This window comes from Acinetobacter baretiae (assembly GCF_015627105.1).
Taxonomy (GTDB): Bacteria; Pseudomonadota; Gammaproteobacteria; order Pseudomonadales; family Moraxellaceae; genus Acinetobacter; species Acinetobacter baretiae.
On record NZ_VTDM01000001.1, the window covers coordinates 23,883 to 40,039 of the forward strand.

The following is a 16,157-nucleotide window of genomic DNA, read 5'->3' on the forward strand; positions in this document are numbered from 1 at the left end:
CATACTCGTACAGAATATATTTTTACTTATTCAATCATTGATCAGATTAAACCACTATCAATGATAGATCAGAATTTCTTCGAACAACCGCCCTGAGATCATTGATCAACCGAAACTTTTAAACATTCTTAAAGTCATCCAACCTAAAAGATTATCAATTTTGTTGATAAAATATGCTTCATTTAAAGTATCAATTGGTTTGTAATCTGATTTTTGATTTAGATTATGTCAATAAAGATTTAATACATATCTACATCGAGTCGATAAAACCCTGACTTAAAAACATTCATTTTAACTCTTGCGAATTTCATCATTTTTTATGAAAAAATGAGATGCAACATAGAAAAAGCCAATATTTTTCAAATTTTGAACATATACCACCTATTCATAGTAGATCGTTCATGCACTATTTCTCTTTTTTATCAGAGTTATCTCTATAAAAACACCACATATTGTTCAAATAAAAACCTACAATATTGATTTTGCTCATAAAAAATACAAACGATGGCTTTAAATTAAATATTTTCTTGACGACTTAACAGATCACCCATAAAATGCGCAACAGATTCTCCAATAGCTCAGTCGGTAGAGCGACGGACTGTTAATCCGCAGGTCCCTGGTTCGAGCCCAGGTTGGAGAGCCAAAACTTATTCTCCCATAGCTCAGTTGGTAGAGCGACGGACTGTTAATCCGCAGGTCCCTGGTTCGAGCCCAGGTGGGAGAGCCAAGATTCTAAAACCCCCTAAAGTATCTTAAAACTTTAGGGGGTTTTTTTATGCTTATTTATAAAAATAATCACCACGGCTGAAACGCTGTAAGATTAAATGATTGGCTTTAGGAAAATTTAATGCATCCATTTTATCAAACGCCACCCAAAACCAAGGTAAGTTTATTTTTTGAGCCTGCATTTTAGAAATCTCAGTAAGATATACATGCAAATTTACAATGACATCGTCATATTCATGATGAATACAATCGACTTGTTGATAATCTATAAGATTGATACCCACCTCTTCTAACACCTCTCGTTGACATGCCTGATCGGGCGTTTCACCTTGTTCTAACTTTCCTCCAGGAAATTCATTCTTATTGCCTTGATGTTGATGTTGCTCTCGTAAACCCACGAGAACAGATTGCTCATGAATAATTAAAGCAATGGCTACGTTTATTTCTGTTTTCAACATACTTCTTCACTCACATCACATTTAGTTTCTTTTATGTATACAAACTTTTTCATAAAAAGATGATTTTCCCATTGACAGCATTATTCGATAATGATTATCATTTATACCGTTAGCTAACGCCACGGAGAAGCAACCACATGAACGCACCTTTTAACTTATTTACACGCAGTACAAACACTGAAAACACACAAACTTTGCCAATGCTACATTCCAATAATCTTTTTGCCTTAGGTCGCGAAATTCGCATTATGCACGCAGGTGAAGAATATCGCTTACGTCTCACTCGTAATAATCGCCTTATCTTAACAAAGTGAAAACATTTAGCTTAACTTAGCCATAATTTTCATAAAAATAAACGTGGACAAAAGTAGTCTCAAAATAGAGACTACTTTTTTACAACGAATTGAATCAATGCATATTCTTTTTCAGTATGTCAAACACCCGTTGATCTAAACAATGCGACACATTAAAACGTATAAATTGATCTGCATTGTCCGATTGACTAAACACACAACCCGTCACCAAAATTAAACCATCATCACGACATTGTTTTGCCAATACATGTGCAGAGATGTGTGTAGGTAGTTTGCACCACAAAAACATCCCAGCTTTAGGAATAATCCAAGGTTCAATTCCAAGAAGTTTCAACTGTTGAACGGTATGCGTTTTTGCATAACTGAGTCGATGTTGCATCGCCTCTAAATGACGGCGATATTGAACATCTTTTAATATATGATGAACCAACACAGCATTTAACTGACTATTATTAAAATTACTTGCGATCTTTATTTTGGCCAATACTGCAATATGTTCGGGTTTTGCAATGATATATCCGCAGCGAAATGATGCAGATAACGACTTTGAAAAACTGCCAATTTGTATAACGTGTTCAAAATTTGATAACAATGCATACCTTGGCGCAGGTACTCTTTCAAAATCACAATATACATCGTCTTCAACAATCAACATGTGGTGCTCTTCAGCAATCTTTAATACTTTATGTGCTGTCCCAATATTAATAGACGCTCCTGTTGGATTATGCACTCCTGAGCTAGTAATATACATTTTGGGAGATTGTTTCATTGCTCGTAAGAATTGCTCTACATCTGGCCCATGTTGAGTAAAAGGTATGCTAATGACATGAATACCATGCAAGTTCATCAAACTAAAAAAATTAAAATAACATGGATCATCGACAAGTACCGTATCGCCTGCTTTAAGCCATACACGGCAAATCATGTCTAATGCCTGTGTTGCACTGTCTGTGAGTAATATGTGGTCATGATGAGTAAACGCACCTAGATCATTGCTCTTTTTGCTCAGAAGCTTTCTTAAGGGAGTATAGCCCAATACAGAGCTATAGCTTAATAAGAGTTCAGAAGAACTCTGTGAAAGCTCTTTCAATGATTTTTTGATGTGTGACTCTGGTAACCAATCCAACGGCAACCACCCACATGATGGGGTTAAACATTCTTTTGTTGCCATGAGCGATTGATGAGCCACCCAAAATGGATCGCTTTCTATGTGTTCAAATGTGGTTGAATGATTTATGGCAATATAAGAAGTATTTTTCACAAAATAACCCGAACCATGACGTACTTCAAGCTGACCATCTGCAAGCATTCTTTCGTAAGCTTCAAGTACCGTAGAAACAGATAGGTTCAACTGTTTTGCTAAAACACGTAAAGATGGCAACTTACTACCGGGGAGTATTTCATACGTCTTTATTTTTTCAGAAATAAACTGAATAACTTGGTTTATCTTTGTTTTTTTGCGATCCATCACAGTTAATATTTTCACTACATAACAGTTTATTTATCATATGCATTTATCTTTATTTTTTCTATGCATTTGTTTTATCAATACAAAAAATTTTATCTTATGAAATATTTAACATAGCAAGCCAGCAGATTGATTTTATAAGCACGTAAAAGCATAAATCTATCTGACAATCTATTCATGTATTTAGTGGTATGCGTTTTTCAATAAGCTTATCTCACGATCTGAAATATGATTGATTTACCGAGGATCACCCTAATGTTTTCATCTGCTTTTGATGCTCTGTTACCACGTGATTCTCTTATTTTCGTTATTTTGCAAAATTTTAGCGCCTATAGTCTTAATTTATATTTATGATCTCTAACATGGCGTAAATATTGTCTATAGAAAAAACCAATCGTATTGAAAATTATATAATATTTAGCCACCTGATGATTCAAGTTTCAAAATCATAGTGCATAAAAAAGACCGATATTAAATCAGTCTTTTTTCATCTATGTTGTCATCTTATTACCACTGTAATGGCTTATCACTTGACCCAGGCGTCATTTCAAAACCAGGCGATGTATCCACCGAGCCTGCATTAGATTTACCTGTTTGTAGTTTCAAACCAATTAAAATATCTTGGTAAAGCTCTTGAGCTACACGATCAGCAGTGGTGTTTTCTTGTCCAGACACTAAGTTCTGTGTAGAAAAACCTGAAAATGTTTTATTTAATGTACCTGCAGCAGCAACTTTGCTGGTATTTGCTTCAATCACACGCCACGTTAAACGTACTTGTTCAGCATTATCATTCAAACCGTACATCGATTGTGATGCTTTACCAATTTGAGTAATTTTACCAACCACTAAATAGTCTACACCAACTTTTTGCCCCAAACGTGCCAATTCTTGCGGTGCGCCATCCCAATTTAAAACATCATTTTCTTGTTGCATTTCACTGAAATATTGACGATCTAATACGCTCAGTTTTCCTGATTGAGTAATATGTGTACCTACTAAATCAGCCACTTCTGCACTAAATTCATCATCATACGATGCACCACGGGTCACGCGAAACGGTAAAATTGCAATTCGACTCATATGTTGATCTTTCACATTTGATTCAAATTTATTCACATATACGCGTACTTTAGCATGATAACTATTCGGTTTACCGGTCAAGCTCAATACTTGATAACGATTGACCGAACCAGATCCTGTCGTGTCTACACTAAACACGGGAGAAACTTGACTTTGGTAGTTCCACTCACTTCGGCTCATGCTTGTTTTGACAGTTGCTTGATAATCTACACGAGATGAAACTGAAGTACCATTTACAGATTGCACTGCTGTCAGTAGAGCTTGAGCAATCGCTTGTTGTTGCGTAGGGCCTGTACCTGAAGTGTCTTTCACCACTTCTTTTAGTCCAGCAAAAGTTGAAGATGTGGCAAAGCCAAAGAGCATTAAAAATGCATAAATATATTTTTTCATAATAAAAAATTTAGGTCGCGTAAAGATGGCATGTACTGATTGCCATCTTTACAAATAAAAATTACAGACCAAACGCAGCGCGTTTAGAAGCCTTACGAATTTCTTTTTCACCTGTCCACTCTACAATACCTGTTTGTAGATTAGTGAGTTTTAAAGTGAATTTATAATATACATCGCTCTTACCACCTGCATTTTTCACAATACTTGATAAGTTACCGTTGAGCATATATTCAGCACCCACTTGACCACCCGTACGTACAGATGTTGCTTGGTTAACCATACCACTTTGTTTTTGATAGGCAATCTGTTGTGCAACAGCACCTACTGATGTCATATCAACAAAACGGAATTTTCCTGAATTAATCAATTTATTTTGAATGGTATCTGTAACAGATTCTGTATCGATATGTTCTTGTGTTTTATTTTTAATACGATCAACAAACATCACTGGACGGCGACTTTGTGTCATTTGAATCACAGGTGGAAATGTCAACAAATCATCGACCATTTTATTGGCAATCATTTGTAAATCTGTAGAACCAAAATCTTTAGTTAATGTTTCTACAGACTGTGCATCGCCATAGCTTACATTTCCCGTTGTTGCACAACCACCGAGTAAAGCTGTCCCTAAAACAAGACCTGTAACGAGTTTCAATTTCATGTTTTTCTCTCAATTATTTCTTTAAATAAACAACAGCATCTACAGCTGATGGATTTGGAGCCAACGATTGAACGTTTTTTATTTCACGCCCTGTGAGTTGAATAGGTTTCCAAATAGCGCCTTCTGGATTAACCTCAATACCTTGAGCATCGACCCAAACAATCTTGTATAAAAAGTTTTTGGTATTGAAGCGTTGATTTTTAATTGCAATGGCAATTTTTTTGAGTGAACCCACCTCAACAATATTAACTCGATCTACCCCAATTTCAGTTAACAATACAGGGTTATTGGTTCGTGTCATGGCTGAGGTCGAGCCTGAGCTATCGGTATGTGTCATAAGTGCATTGGGTGCAGTACATGCACAAAGCACCGATAAAACACATGTTGTAAGTAATGCTTGGTAAAATTTCATACTAACCCTCTATTGATCTATTGCGCATTCGTTGCACTTGCAATCACATTACTTGTTAAAGATATTTTGTTATTAATATCGTAGGCATATACAAATATTGGTTGTGTTGTTCCTGCTGGAATGAGAATAGGTACACTATCACTTGATAAACCTGTCATTTGACTTAATTTCAGCTGATATGTTCCTGGTTTTAAATTTAAGCGAGCAATTTGCGTGTTACTTGGTAACGTTGACCATGAGCGTAAATCTGCATGCTCTGTAGCAACATTCATTAAGTTACCTGCCAATTGCCCCAAAGTACCCAATTGTTGACCAAGCTGTTGCTGAACAGCATATTTTGCAATCACACGTGCCGCTTGGCTTGATACTGTAGAAACCGTTTGCTCTTTCAGTTGTTTTACAGCCAATGCCCCAATATCACTCATCACATAGCTACGCTGTGACACTCGACCATCCACAGACACTTGAATTGGTTTTGGTGTTTGATAGGTAGAAGGATCATACATAGCAAATGCAATGCTCGTTAAGCCATTAGGTACAGGTAACGTAATTTTCTGCTCTATTTTTTGTGGCACTAACCCCTGTTCAATAAAAACAATCACAGGTACGGTTGCCATATTATGTTGTGCGCCCATCTGATCTACACGTTGAATATCTTGACCGATTTGCTGATCAGGTTGTAATTCATAGGCTTTTTTATAATCAACCAAAGCATCATTATACTCACCCATGGCTTCCCAAACATTGGCAGCCATATAAAATGCATAACTATTTTGATACGTATTTTTAATTTTCCCTGCAATTTGATCTAAACCAGATAAAGCATCATTTAGTTGAGATGGTGTTTCTGCACTGTCAAATTCTTCATTATCTGTGGCTTGTTTCTGAGGGTTTTTTGATTTTTCTTTTTCTACTTTTTTCGCCAATTCTTTTTCATGATTTAATTCAATATCACGTTGAAGTTGTTGTGCAACGCGCATTTCTATACCCGCAGCTTGCAAATCATGAATAAAAATATAATTTTTTGCTTGTGAAATATGAGCAAGTACTTGCTCATATGGTGCAACTAAATACGGTACAACTGAATCATTACTCAGCATAGACAGTGCTTTAAACCCCATACGGCTTACACTCACCACCGCACGATTATTTTGCTTGTCTAGCAGCTCAAAGGCTTTTTTGTATGCCTCTATGCTTTCTTGATACTTTTGGTCAACTTGATAAATTCGCGCTTTTTCTAACGTATACAAAACAGCATCTTTGCCTGTTTCTTTGTCTTTTAATTTTGCAGGGAGTGTCTCAGTACTCTCTAAATTCATGACCCCTCGAAAGTGATTACTTTCTTCTGTATATGTTTTAAAAGTACTTGCATGTGTAACTTGTGTCGTTAAGCATAGCAAAATACAGTAAATACCAGCACGTTTTGCATACGTTATTAATGCCATTTTCGTTCATCTTTTTATACTATAAAACGAAATGTATTATAATTGTATAGTTTGTATTTACAAGTGTAAAATATTACAAAATCTCGCTATTTTATAAAAATAATACTTGTGTCACTAAATTTGATTTAAATTAGGGGAACCACACGTAATACTTCATCTAGCGAGGTTAGTCCTTGCATAATTTTACGCGCACCTGCGATTCTAAGTGGTTCTACTCCATCTACTTTCGCCTGATGACGAATACGAGCAAGTGATTCATCTTGACTAATCATCTCTTTAATGGCCAATGATACAGGCATAAACTCATAAATCCCCATACGTCCTTTATACCCAGTATAACGACATGTTTCACACCCTACGGCACAATACGCCTGTGCAGGTACGCTGACGGTATAACCTGCGGTTAACTTCTTCCACGCTTGCTCATCAATTTCATCTCGTCGCTTACATACAGGACATAAAGTACGTAATAATCGCTGTGCCAACACACCAAGTAATGTAGAAGCAGTGAGAAAGGGTTGAACACCTAAATCATGCAATCGAATTAGACTTGAGGGGGCATCATTGGTATGTAGCGTAGAAAGTACCAAGTGTCCTGTCAGTGCTGCTTGAATAGCCATGTCTGCGGTATCTTGATCACGTATTTCCCCCACCATAATCACATCTGGATCTTGACGCATTAAAGCACGAATACCATCTACAAAACCCAAGTCAATGACATTATTCACCTGCATTTGATTAAAACTGGCTTCGATCATCTCAATTGGATCTTCAATGGTACATACGTTTACTTCTTCTGTTGCCAAATGCTTTAATGATGAATATAAAGTGGTGGTTTTTCCTGACCCTGTAGGCCCTGTCACCAAAATAATACCGTGGGTATTTTTGGTCATCTCTTGCCATTTTTGATATAGTTTTCGATCAAATCCTAATTGTTCAAACCCTCTGTCAAGCACCTCTGGATCAAAAATACGCATGACCATTTTCTCACCAAAAGCTGTTGGTAATGTGGCCAATCGGAGCTCTGTTTCTAGTCCTTTTATTGTTCTAGTTTTTAAGCGACCATCTTGTGGCTTACGTTTTTCTGCCACATTCATACGTCCTAATATTTTAATTCGTGCAATGACCGCAGTCATTGTATTGGTTGGCATTTGATAAATCGTATGCAAAATACCATCTATACGAAAACGAATGTTACTTTTGTCTTTACGAGGTTCTAAATGAATGTCACTTGCACCTTGCTCAAAGGCAAACTCTAAAACCCAATCTACGAGTTTAACAATATGCTGATCATTGGCATCAGGTTGATTTGATTGCCCAATTTCAAGTAATGCTTCTACACTATGCGTATCAAAGCGTTGTTGTTTTTTTTCTGACAAATAAACTGCACGACTCACCTGATAATATTCAGCAAGATAACGCTTTAATTGTTCAGGACTTAGTAAAACACGCTCAATCGTTCGTGGTTTAACACTTTGTTCAAGTGTACGCTGCCAATCATTAAAAAAAGGTTGATCCGTTGCAATCGTTACTGTTTCAGCTGTAGTTGCTACAGCCAAGATATTATTTTTAAACGCAAATTCTTGCGACATGACTTGCGTTAAGTTAGCGACATCTGCATTAAGTGGATCTATTGTAAATAAGGCCAAACCACTTTTATCTGACAACCAACTCATCAGTACAGATAAACTTAACTCTTGCTCTTTGTTATGTTGATGTTTTACTTTAAAGGTTGCAATCCATTGTAATGGATGCATGTGCATATTTTTTTTCTGACGTGGTGTGGTTTGTATGAGAATTTTATCGCGCTCACTCATCACGCCATCAGTCACAAGAGTTTGTAAACACCATTGTAAATCAATCAAAAAAGAATATTGAGATTGTTTCATGCGCAAATAACACCCACTAAATATATGACTATTCTATACTATTTTCCACATCAGATCTGTGTAATCTCCATGTATTACAACATATCAACACCTTGTAAATTAATAATAAAAACACCTGTTTCTGCCACTTTAAACTTTACATTTAAATTTGAAAATCTCAGACCATAAATACGTTCAGCGTCTTGTTGATATGCAGGCCGAGGATCAAGTGCCAATAGTTGCTCTAAACAGTATAGCTCTTGATTTGATGTATGGTTTTTACACAATAATTCTGCACGCTGATTGACTGCGTCAGATTGCCAAAAAATAGGTTTTTGCACAGGCGCATCCATAGCATATCCAGATTTTGCCTCAGGTATAGCATCTGAATACGCAATATACGGCTTAATATCTAAAATCGGTGTGCCATCTAATAAGTCACTGCCACTCACACACAAACGAACTGTGCCATTTTGTTGTTCAATCCCGACCAATTTTACGACAGACAACCCAATATTTGCAGGCCGATACATACTACGAGTGGCAAAAACACCCATTTTTTCATTCCCTCCTAAACGAGGTGGGCGTACTTGAGGCTTAAAATTAAGCTGTTTTTTATTGCCATGAAAAACCCATAAAATCCAAATATGGCTAAATTCAATAATCCCATCAAAAGCACAAATGTCATCATACGGCGCCAAAAAATCAACATACGACCGTACATCGACCAAATTAGGCTGTCTAGGTATACCAAATTTTTCTTTAAATGGTGATGTCATGGTGGCAATAATTGGGAAGTTTACAGATTCTTTCATCACTTTTTCTTATAAAGACCATTAAATATATTCAGTTTATAGACATTGAATTTAGATTAAAATAGAAGGTAATATTTATTCTTTGTAATTGGATTTTTGCATGGCTGCTTTTAACGTTGAACGTATTACAGAAGTTCACCACTGGAACGATACTTTATTTAGCTTCAAAACAACGCGTGATCAAGCTTTACGTTATAAAAATGGTCAGTTTGTCATGATTGGTTTAGAAGTTAATGGCAAACCTCTCATGCGCGCCTACTCTATTGCAAGTGCCAATTACGAAGAAGAGCTTGAATTTTTTTCAATTAAAGTACAAGACGGCCCACTTACTTCAATCTTGCAAAAAGTACAAGTAGGTGATGAAATTCTCATTTCTAAAAAACCGACAGGTACGCTTGTACACGATGATTTACTGCCAGGTAAAAATCTATATTTATTGTCTTCAGGTACAGGACTAGCACCATTTTTATCTATTATTCGTGACCCAGAAACTTACGAACGCTTTGAAAAAGTGATTGTTGTTCATGGTACACGTTTTGTCAGTGAATTGGCTTACCAAGATTTGATCTTAAATGAACTACCAAACCACGAATTCTTTGAAGAATTAGGTATTAAAGAAAAATTGGTTTACTACCCAACTGTTACTCGTGAAGAATTTCATACACAAGGTCGTGTAACTACGGCCATTGAAAGTGGTGAAATATTTGAAAAAATTGGTCTACCACGTTTTAATCGTGAAACCGATCGTGCCATGCTATGTGGTAGCCCATCATTTTTGAAAGATGTAGCTGCATTACTAGACCAACATGGTTTAAAAGAGTCACCACGTATGGGTGAAATGGGCGACTATGTGATTGAACGTGCGTTCGTAGAAAAATAATTTTACATCCTTCATATTAGCCGATGCACCTTGCATCGGCTTTTCATTTTCAATGTGAGCTATGTTATGATGGCTTGCGATTTCACGCAATTTTATGCACAATCCTTTCGTTTCACACCAACATTGACTAGCCACATGAGTTTAGACTTCTCCCTCATCCAGCAAATTGATGCCCATCTACCACAAACGCAGTGTGGTTTATGTGGCCATAGAGATGGCTGCTTACCGTATGCCCAAGCCATTAGCCAAGGCGAAGATGCAAACAAATGTATTCCCGGTGGTCAACCCGTTGCAGATGCACTCGCTACACTTTTAAATCGCCCAAAAATCGGTGCCTTAAACAGCGCGTGGCCCATCCAAGCCAATGGACGCCCGCAACGAATGAAAGCGGTTATTCGAGAAGATGAGTGTATTGGTTGTACAAAATGTATTAGTGCTTGCCCTGTAGATGCAATTATTGGCAGTGGTAAACAAATGCATACCATCTTTAGTGATTTATGCACTGGTTGTGAGCTGTGTATTGCCCCTTGTCCTGTTGATTGTATTGACCTGATTCCAGATTCAATGCTACTTAACCCAGACCAACAACAACGTGAACAAGATGATTTACGTGGTCGATATTACGCCCATATTCAACGAGAAGAACAACAACGCTTTGCACGGCGTGGCCCAATTGTAAAAGCAGAAATTAATACCCAGTTATTTGCTGAGTTTTCATCGCATATACAATCTGTCCCACAAATAAAATTACAACAAATTCCAGAAGAAAAACCAACGGCTGACCCACAAACGACCATTCAAATGGCACGCTTACGCACTCAAATTAAAAAATTAGAAAAGCAGCTTAGTGTACGAGAAGATGCTAAAAAGCGTATGCAATTAGAGCAACTTACACACCAAATGACAAATATAGAGACCATGTCATGACACGTAAAAACATGACCAAAAAAGACATTCAAATATTTTTTGAACGTCTTAAAATACAACGTCCCTCTCCAAAAACCGAACTTAACTATCAGTCTCATTTTGAGCTGTTAATTGCTGTTATGCTTTCAGCACAAGCTACAGATGTGAGTGTAAACAAAGCCACTGACAAACTATACCCTATCGCAAACACCCCCGAAGCTATTTATGCTATGGGTGTAGATGGATTAAAAGAATACATTAAAACCATTGGTCTATATAACGCAAAAGCTGAAAATGTCATTAAAACCTGTAAAATTTTAATCGAACAACATCAAAGCCAAGTTCCAAATACTCGAACTGCTCTTGAAGCTTTACCTGGTGTTGGCAGAAAAACAGCAAATGTGGTTCTAAATACAGCCTTTGGGCAACCTGTTATGGCTGTTGATACACATATTTTTCGAGTAGGCAATCGTACGGGCTTAGCCATTGGTAAAGACGTACTTGAAGTGGAACAACGTTTAATCAAAGTCATTCCTAAAGCGTACATACTCGATGCACATCACTGGTTAATTCTACATGGTCGTTACTGCTGTATTGCCCGAAAACCCAAATGTGGTGAATGCATTGTCTCCGATGTGTGTCGTTGGCCAGATCGCTTTGAATTTGGCGCCAATCAAATCACCTAAGTTATTTTTTATCTTTGGTTTTTTGTTGTAATTTTGGGTGTATCTGTCTTTCTCTAGCTTGCTTAGGTCGCTTGTTGTTTTCTTCTACCACTTGTTTTAACATTTTACGACTTTGCCATGCTAAACCTAGCAATAACAAAATACTCAATACAGCAAAAATCAGTAGTAAAACCTTCATACACCTTACTCACTTCACAATAAAAGAGCCTAAAAGGCTCTTTTATAAAAACAGTTTAATCAGACTATTGATCTAAAATTGCAAATAAGTCTGTTTGAACTGCATCAATTGCACGCAAGCCATCTAACTTGTTATAAGATGCGCTATTTTGCAAATGCGTACGTGATTGATAAAACTCAACCAATTGTGCTGTTTCTGCATGATATGCAGTCAAACGCTTACGAATGGTCTCTTCTTGATCATCTGGACGTTGGATCAAATCCTCTCCAGTGACATCATCTTTACCTTCTTGCTTAGGTGGGTTATATACCACATGATACACTCGACCCGATGCAGCATGCTGACGACGACCCGATAAACGTTGTACAATTTCTTCATCAGGTACAGCAATTTCGATCACATGATCAATCGTAATCCCTTCTTTTTCCAAGGCTTCTGCTTGTGGGATTGTACGAGGAAAACCATCAAAAATACAACCATTTACACAATCAGGTTGTGCAATACGTTCTTTGACTAAACCTAAAATAAGCGCATCAGACACAAGACCACCTGCATCCATGACACTCTTTGCTTGTAGACCAAGTTCAGTTCCTTCACGAATTGCAGCACGGAGCATATCACCGGTTGAAATTTGTGGGATATCATAGCGCTTACAGATCAGCTGAGCTTGTGTACCTTTACCTGCTCCAGGTGGTCCGAGTAAGATAATGCGCATTATAAATCCTCATTTAACAATAAATTTTACCAAGATATTCTGCCCAAGTAAGTTTAAAGCAGAACAACATCATATTATAAAAAAGCAACAAACAAATGTATTGTACCTGCAATAAAGCCTGTGACTCCACCAAGTACAATTAAAATCCACTCATCCTCTTGAAATGCAGGACGCAACAAGTTTTGAAACTCGTAGGGAGTAAGATCACGAATACGATCTCTAAACATCGTAAATATTTTACGTGCACGACTTGCATTAAATGCAGGATCGCTTACGGGCACCATCGTAATTTCTATTGAGCGGTCAATCAAGTCTGTTTTCAGCTTTGCGTACTCTTTTGGACCTAAAGATAATTGCAATGTGGTTCTGACAAGAGGTGTATCTGTAATATAGTTAATATGTTTTTTAACAATTTGTCTGGTTTTTTCTTTCTGTCCACCATACATCATTTCGGTCATAATCGTCTTTAAAGTAATGAGCTCTTCAGTAACGACTTTTGCAAACACATCAGACACTTCAAGTTGACGTTTCATAAACGCCCCTTGAATATTATACGTTCCCACACGTGGTCGGACAGGTATAATCCAAGGAAATCCATGATTCTTTGTCCGTTTAAACCACTGTGGATATTTGACATAGTGTGGATGCAACGGATTAAATACCATCCAAACTGCAATCCAATTGGTGAGTAACCCCCAAATCGCTGCCCAAAAAGGAACCGTCCAGTGCCAGGGTACAATAAACCATACCAACATTTGAATAAGACCAAAGAAGCATCCAATCAAGGCACTAATGTGCCAAATAAAATCAATTTCTTTTTGTCCGACTTTTAAAAACATTTTGACCATGAGTTTTCGGTCATTTTCCATTTGATGAACGACCATTTCTCGCATATCGACCAAATCTTCGACATGATCAGTCAAATCAACTACCAAATCATGTAACAACTGTGGCAGTTGTTTATGCGCATGCTCATAAATACGTCTTTTTATTGCAAAAGGTATGTTTTCCCATAATATTGCATTACGTTCGTACATCACCTCATCAATCAGGTGTTCTAGTTCAGCATTGATCTGTTTTCCAATAATCTCTGCCATTTCATCGGGATCCATGGCATCTAAAAACTCAGCCAACGAACCAATCTTTTTTAGCGTATTGTCAGTAATAATGCCTGAAATACGACCCGCTTTTCGAGGTACGATGCCCTGCCAACCGAGAGGAATCGGCCCAATATGAATCCCCCAAAACTTTACAGGATAAAACACCATGCGCAATGCCATCCATACATGCGCCCATGTTACAAAAGCAGTCACAGGAATAATACTTAATACCGCCCAATGATCCGGCCTAAGCCAAAACACATTCCAAAGATGACTGATATAATCCAACATGTATCCACTCTCTAGTCGTTTACTTACAGATTTTTTGATCTGAATTAAAGAACTTTAACTTCAAATACCTAAGTTTGATACATGAAAAGAAATCACCATCAAAACAGTATAAAATCTTATATTACGCATGCATAAACTATACTAACACGCAACTCAACTTCAATCCTAAATAAAAGATGAGTAGAATTTTAGACTTTTTAGCATCTATGTGCATTACACGCCTAAAATAACATCATCTTTATAAGGGTCAGAAAATACAATATTTTCTATTTTACTTAAACTTTAATACTATTTTAATATTTATATTAATTGAGGTACATTGTTGCGACCTCACATGCCTTAGTTCATCATGAACAATTGCATGATTGCGGTAAACACCAATCGTGATCTAAAAAGTAAGGATTTACACCTTGAAATACAATAATCTTCAAGCCTTCTTAAGCACTGTAGAACAGCGTAACCCACATCAACCAGAATTTCTACAAGCTGTAGAAGAAGTGATGGCAAGCTTATGGCCTTTTATTGAGAAAAACCCTCAGTATACTCAACAAGGTTTGTTAGATCGCTTAGTAGAACCTGAGCGTGTGATTCAATTTCGTGTTGCTTGGGTGGATGATCAAGGTGAAACACAAGTCAACCGCGCATTTAGAGTTCAATATAACTCAGCACTTGGCCCATTTAAGGGGGGCATGCGATTTCATCCTTCTGTAAATTTATCGATTTTAAAGTTTTTAGGTTTTGAACAAGTCTTTAAAAACTCACTGACCACCTTACCAATGGGTGGTGGCAAAGGTGGTTCTGATTTTAATCCAAAAGGAAAATCAGAACATGAAATTATGCGATTTTGTCAGGCGCTGATGATTGAACTATATCGCCATTTAGGTGCCAATACAGATATTCCTGCTGGCGATATTGGCGTTGGTGGCCGAGAAGTAGGCTACATGGCTGGCATGATGAAAAAATTAAGCAACGACACTGCGGCTGTTTTTACAGGGAAAGGCATTTCATTTGGTGGTAGCCTCGTTCGACCTGAAGCGACAGGCTATGGTACAGTATACTTTGCACAAGAAATGCTAAAAACGAAACAACAAAGCTTTCAAAATAAAAAAGTTTCTATTTCAGGCTCAGGAAATGTTGCCCAATTTGCCGCTGAAAAAGCCATTGCTTTAGGTGCCACAGTCGTCACGCTTTCAGATTCACAAGGAATGGTTTACATTCCAAATGGCTTGACCCTCGACCTACTTCAAAGTCTCATGAAAATTAAAAATGAGAAGCGTGGGCGTATTGCAGATTTTGCTCAAGAATATCATCTTCAATACTTTGAGAAACAAACACCATGGCATATTCCAGTAGATATTGCACTACCTTGTGCAACTCAAAACGAACTCAGTGGTAAAGACGCTGAAGTATTGATTAAAAATGGTGTCATGTGCATTGCAGAAGGTGCAAATATGCCATGTACTTTAGAAGCAGTAGAAAAGTTTATTTGTGCAAAAGTATTATATGCCCCCGGCAAAGCATCTAATGCAGGGGGTGTGGCAACTTCAGGATTTGAGATGTCACAAAATGCGATACGTTTGTCATGGTCTCATGATGAAGTAGATACTCGCTTAAAGCATGTTATGCATGACATTCATCAAAACTGTGTCAAATACGGTACGAAAGCAGATGGTTTTGTCAATTATGTAGATGGTGCAAATATTGCAGGATTTGTAAAAGTTGCAGATGCTATGTTAGCGCAAGGCGTTTTCTAAGCACGTTTTA

The 16,157-nt window shown here is 37.3% G+C and carries 16 protein-coding genes and 2 tRNA genes; 7 read left to right on the forward strand and 11 right to left on the reverse strand.

Annotation, left to right across the window (positions count from 1 at the left end; genetic code table 11):
• Positions 1-567 precede the first annotated feature (567 nt).
• Positions 568-643: transfer RNA gene (locus I2F17_RS00120), tRNA-Asn, on the forward strand.
• Between the two features lie 8 nt (positions 644-651).
• Positions 652-727: transfer RNA gene (locus I2F17_RS00125), tRNA-Asn, on the forward strand.
• 52 nt (positions 728-779) lie between these two features.
• On the opposite strand, the gene I2F17_RS00130 is transcribed toward I2F17_RS00125, so the two are convergent.
• Entirely contained in the window at positions 780-1,184 is a 405-nt protein-coding gene (locus tag I2F17_RS00130; RefSeq protein WP_211138784.1) for a (deoxy)nucleoside triphosphate pyrophosphohydrolase, read from the reverse strand.
• Between the two features lie 137 nt (positions 1,185-1,321).
• Between I2F17_RS00130 and hemP the strand changes: the two genes are divergently transcribed.
• The gene (gene hemP / locus I2F17_RS00135; RefSeq protein ID WP_195768243.1) at positions 1,322-1,498 is read left to right on the forward strand and encodes a hemin uptake protein HemP; all 177 of its coding nucleotides are present in this window, start codon (positions 1,322-1,324) and stop codon (positions 1,496-1,498) included.
• A 94-nt stretch (positions 1,499-1,592) separates the two neighbouring features.
• Here the strand turns inward: hemP and I2F17_RS00140 are convergent, their stop codons facing one another.
• From I2F17_RS00140 to tsaA, 7 genes are all read right to left on the reverse strand, one after another.
• Positions 1,593-2,984, reverse strand: coding sequence for an aminotransferase-like domain-containing protein (locus tag I2F17_RS00140; protein ID WP_211138785.1), 1,392 nt, complete (start codon positions 2,982-2,984; stop codon positions 1,593-1,595).
• Between the two features lie 489 nt (positions 2,985-3,473).
• On the reverse strand, positions 3,474-4,436 hold the full coding sequence (locus I2F17_RS00145) for a CsgG/HfaB family protein (protein WP_196423017.1): 963 nt from the start codon (positions 4,434-4,436) through the stop codon (positions 3,474-3,476).
• 61 nt (positions 4,437-4,497) lie between these two features.
• Complete coding sequence (gene lpoB, locus I2F17_RS00150; protein ID WP_196423016.1) at positions 4,498-5,097, reverse strand: penicillin-binding protein activator LpoB; 600 nt, start codon at positions 5,095-5,097, stop codon at positions 4,498-4,500.
• Positions 5,098-5,110: 13 nt separating this feature from the next.
• Complete coding sequence (locus tag I2F17_RS00155) at positions 5,111-5,509, reverse strand: DUF1425 domain-containing protein (protein WP_211138786.1); 399 nt, start codon at positions 5,507-5,509, stop codon at positions 5,111-5,113.
• Between the two features lie 17 nt (positions 5,510-5,526).
• Complete coding sequence (locus tag I2F17_RS00160; RefSeq protein ID WP_235985103.1) at positions 5,527-6,954, reverse strand: hypothetical protein; 1,428 nt, start codon at positions 6,952-6,954, stop codon at positions 5,527-5,529.
• 125 nt (positions 6,955-7,079) lie between these two features.
• Positions 7,080-8,843 (reverse strand): GspE/PulE family protein, encoded by a 1,764-nt coding sequence (locus I2F17_RS00165; protein WP_211138787.1) that lies wholly within the window; start codon positions 8,841-8,843, stop codon positions 7,080-7,082.
• A 74-nt stretch (positions 8,844-8,917) separates the two neighbouring features.
• Positions 8,918-9,637, reverse strand: coding sequence for a tRNA (N6-threonylcarbamoyladenosine(37)-N6)-methyltransferase TrmO (tsaA, locus tag I2F17_RS00170; protein WP_211138788.1), 720 nt, complete (start codon positions 9,635-9,637; stop codon positions 8,918-8,920).
• Between the two features lie 100 nt (positions 9,638-9,737).
• Here tsaA and I2F17_RS00175 point away from each other — a divergent pair, with 100 nt between their 5' ends.
• From I2F17_RS00175 to nth, 3 genes are all read left to right on the forward strand, one after another.
• Positions 9,738-10,517: a ferredoxin--NADP reductase gene (locus I2F17_RS00175; RefSeq protein ID WP_196423012.1), complete on the forward strand. Its 780-nt coding sequence runs from the start codon at positions 9,738-9,740 to the stop codon at positions 10,515-10,517.
• A gap of 135 nt (positions 10,518-10,652) precedes the next feature.
• Positions 10,653-11,444, forward strand: coding sequence for an RnfABCDGE type electron transport complex subunit B (locus tag I2F17_RS00180; RefSeq protein WP_211138849.1), 792 nt, complete (start codon positions 10,653-10,655; stop codon positions 11,442-11,444).
• Positions 11,441-12,109 (forward strand): endonuclease III, encoded by a 669-nt coding sequence (gene nth, locus I2F17_RS00185; protein ID WP_196423011.1) that lies wholly within the window; start codon positions 11,441-11,443, stop codon positions 12,107-12,109. The genes I2F17_RS00180 and nth overlap by 4 nt, the downstream gene beginning before the upstream one ends.
• Position 12,110: 1 nt before the next feature.
• Here the strand turns inward: nth and I2F17_RS00190 are convergent, their stop codons facing one another.
• From I2F17_RS00190 to I2F17_RS00200, 3 genes are all read right to left on the reverse strand, one after another.
• On the reverse strand, positions 12,111-12,287 hold the full coding sequence (locus tag I2F17_RS00190) for a hypothetical protein (protein WP_196423010.1): 177 nt from the start codon (positions 12,285-12,287) through the stop codon (positions 12,111-12,113).
• Positions 12,288-12,351: 64 nt separating this feature from the next.
• The gene (adk, locus tag I2F17_RS00195) at positions 12,352-13,002 is read right to left on the reverse strand and encodes an adenylate kinase (RefSeq protein ID WP_211138789.1); all 651 of its coding nucleotides are present in this window, start codon (positions 13,000-13,002) and stop codon (positions 12,352-12,354) included.
• Positions 13,003-13,076: 74 nt separating this feature from the next.
• On the reverse strand, positions 13,077-14,393 hold the full coding sequence (locus I2F17_RS00200; RefSeq protein ID WP_196423008.1) for a hypothetical protein: 1,317 nt from the start codon (positions 14,391-14,393) through the stop codon (positions 13,077-13,079).
• Between the two features lie 410 nt (positions 14,394-14,803).
• Here I2F17_RS00200 and gdhA point away from each other — a divergent pair, with 410 nt between their 5' ends.
• Positions 14,804-16,147, forward strand: a complete 1,344-nt coding sequence (gdhA, locus tag I2F17_RS00205; RefSeq protein ID WP_211138790.1) for an NADP-specific glutamate dehydrogenase — start codon at positions 14,804-14,806, stop codon at positions 16,145-16,147.
• Positions 16,148-16,157: the final 10 nt, after the last annotated feature.

What these genes read in the sequence shown, in the direction of transcription:
- I2F17_RS00130 (WP_211138784.1), bottom strand. Translation starts at nt 1,184, where the DNA reads ATGTTGAAAACAGAAATAAACGTAGCCATTGCTTTAATTATTCATGAG.
- hemP (WP_195768243.1), top strand. Translation starts at nt 1,322, where the DNA reads ATGAACGCACCTTTTAACTTATTTACACGCAGTACAAACACTGAAAAC.
- I2F17_RS00145 (WP_196423017.1), bottom strand. Translation starts at nt 4,436, where the DNA reads ATGAAAAAATATATTTATGCATTTTTAATGCTCTTTGGCTTTGCCACA.
- lpoB (WP_196423016.1), bottom strand. Translation starts at nt 5,097, where the DNA reads ATGAAATTGAAACTCGTTACAGGTCTTGTTTTAGGGACAGCTTTACTC.
- I2F17_RS00155 (WP_211138786.1), bottom strand. Translation starts at nt 5,509, where the DNA reads ATGAAATTTTACCAAGCATTACTTACAACATGTGTTTTATCGGTGCTT.
- I2F17_RS00160 (WP_235985103.1), bottom strand. Translation starts at nt 6,954, where the DNA reads ATGGCATTAATAACGTATGCAAAACGTGCTGGTATTTACTGTATTTTG.
- I2F17_RS00165 (WP_211138787.1), bottom strand. Translation starts at nt 8,843, where the DNA reads ATGAAACAATCTCAATATTCTTTTTTGATTGATTTACAATGGTGTTTA.
- tsaA (WP_211138788.1), bottom strand. Translation starts at nt 9,637, where the DNA reads ATGAAAGAATCTGTAAACTTCCCAATTATTGCCACCATGACATCACCA.
- I2F17_RS00175 (WP_196423012.1), top strand. Translation starts at nt 9,738, where the DNA reads ATGGCTGCTTTTAACGTTGAACGTATTACAGAAGTTCACCACTGGAAC.
- I2F17_RS00180 (WP_211138849.1), top strand. Translation starts at nt 10,653, where the DNA reads ATGAGTTTAGACTTCTCCCTCATCCAGCAAATTGATGCCCATCTACCA.
- nth (WP_196423011.1), top strand. Translation starts at nt 11,441, where the DNA reads ATGACACGTAAAAACATGACCAAAAAAGACATTCAAATATTTTTTGAA.
- I2F17_RS00190 (WP_196423010.1), bottom strand. Translation starts at nt 12,287, where the DNA reads ATGAAGGTTTTACTACTGATTTTTGCTGTATTGAGTATTTTGTTATTG.
- adk (WP_211138789.1), bottom strand. Translation starts at nt 13,002, where the DNA reads ATGCGCATTATCTTACTCGGACCACCTGGAGCAGGTAAAGGTACACAA.
- I2F17_RS00200 (WP_196423008.1), bottom strand. Translation starts at nt 14,393, where the DNA reads ATGTTGGATTATATCAGTCATCTTTGGAATGTGTTTTGGCTTAGGCCG.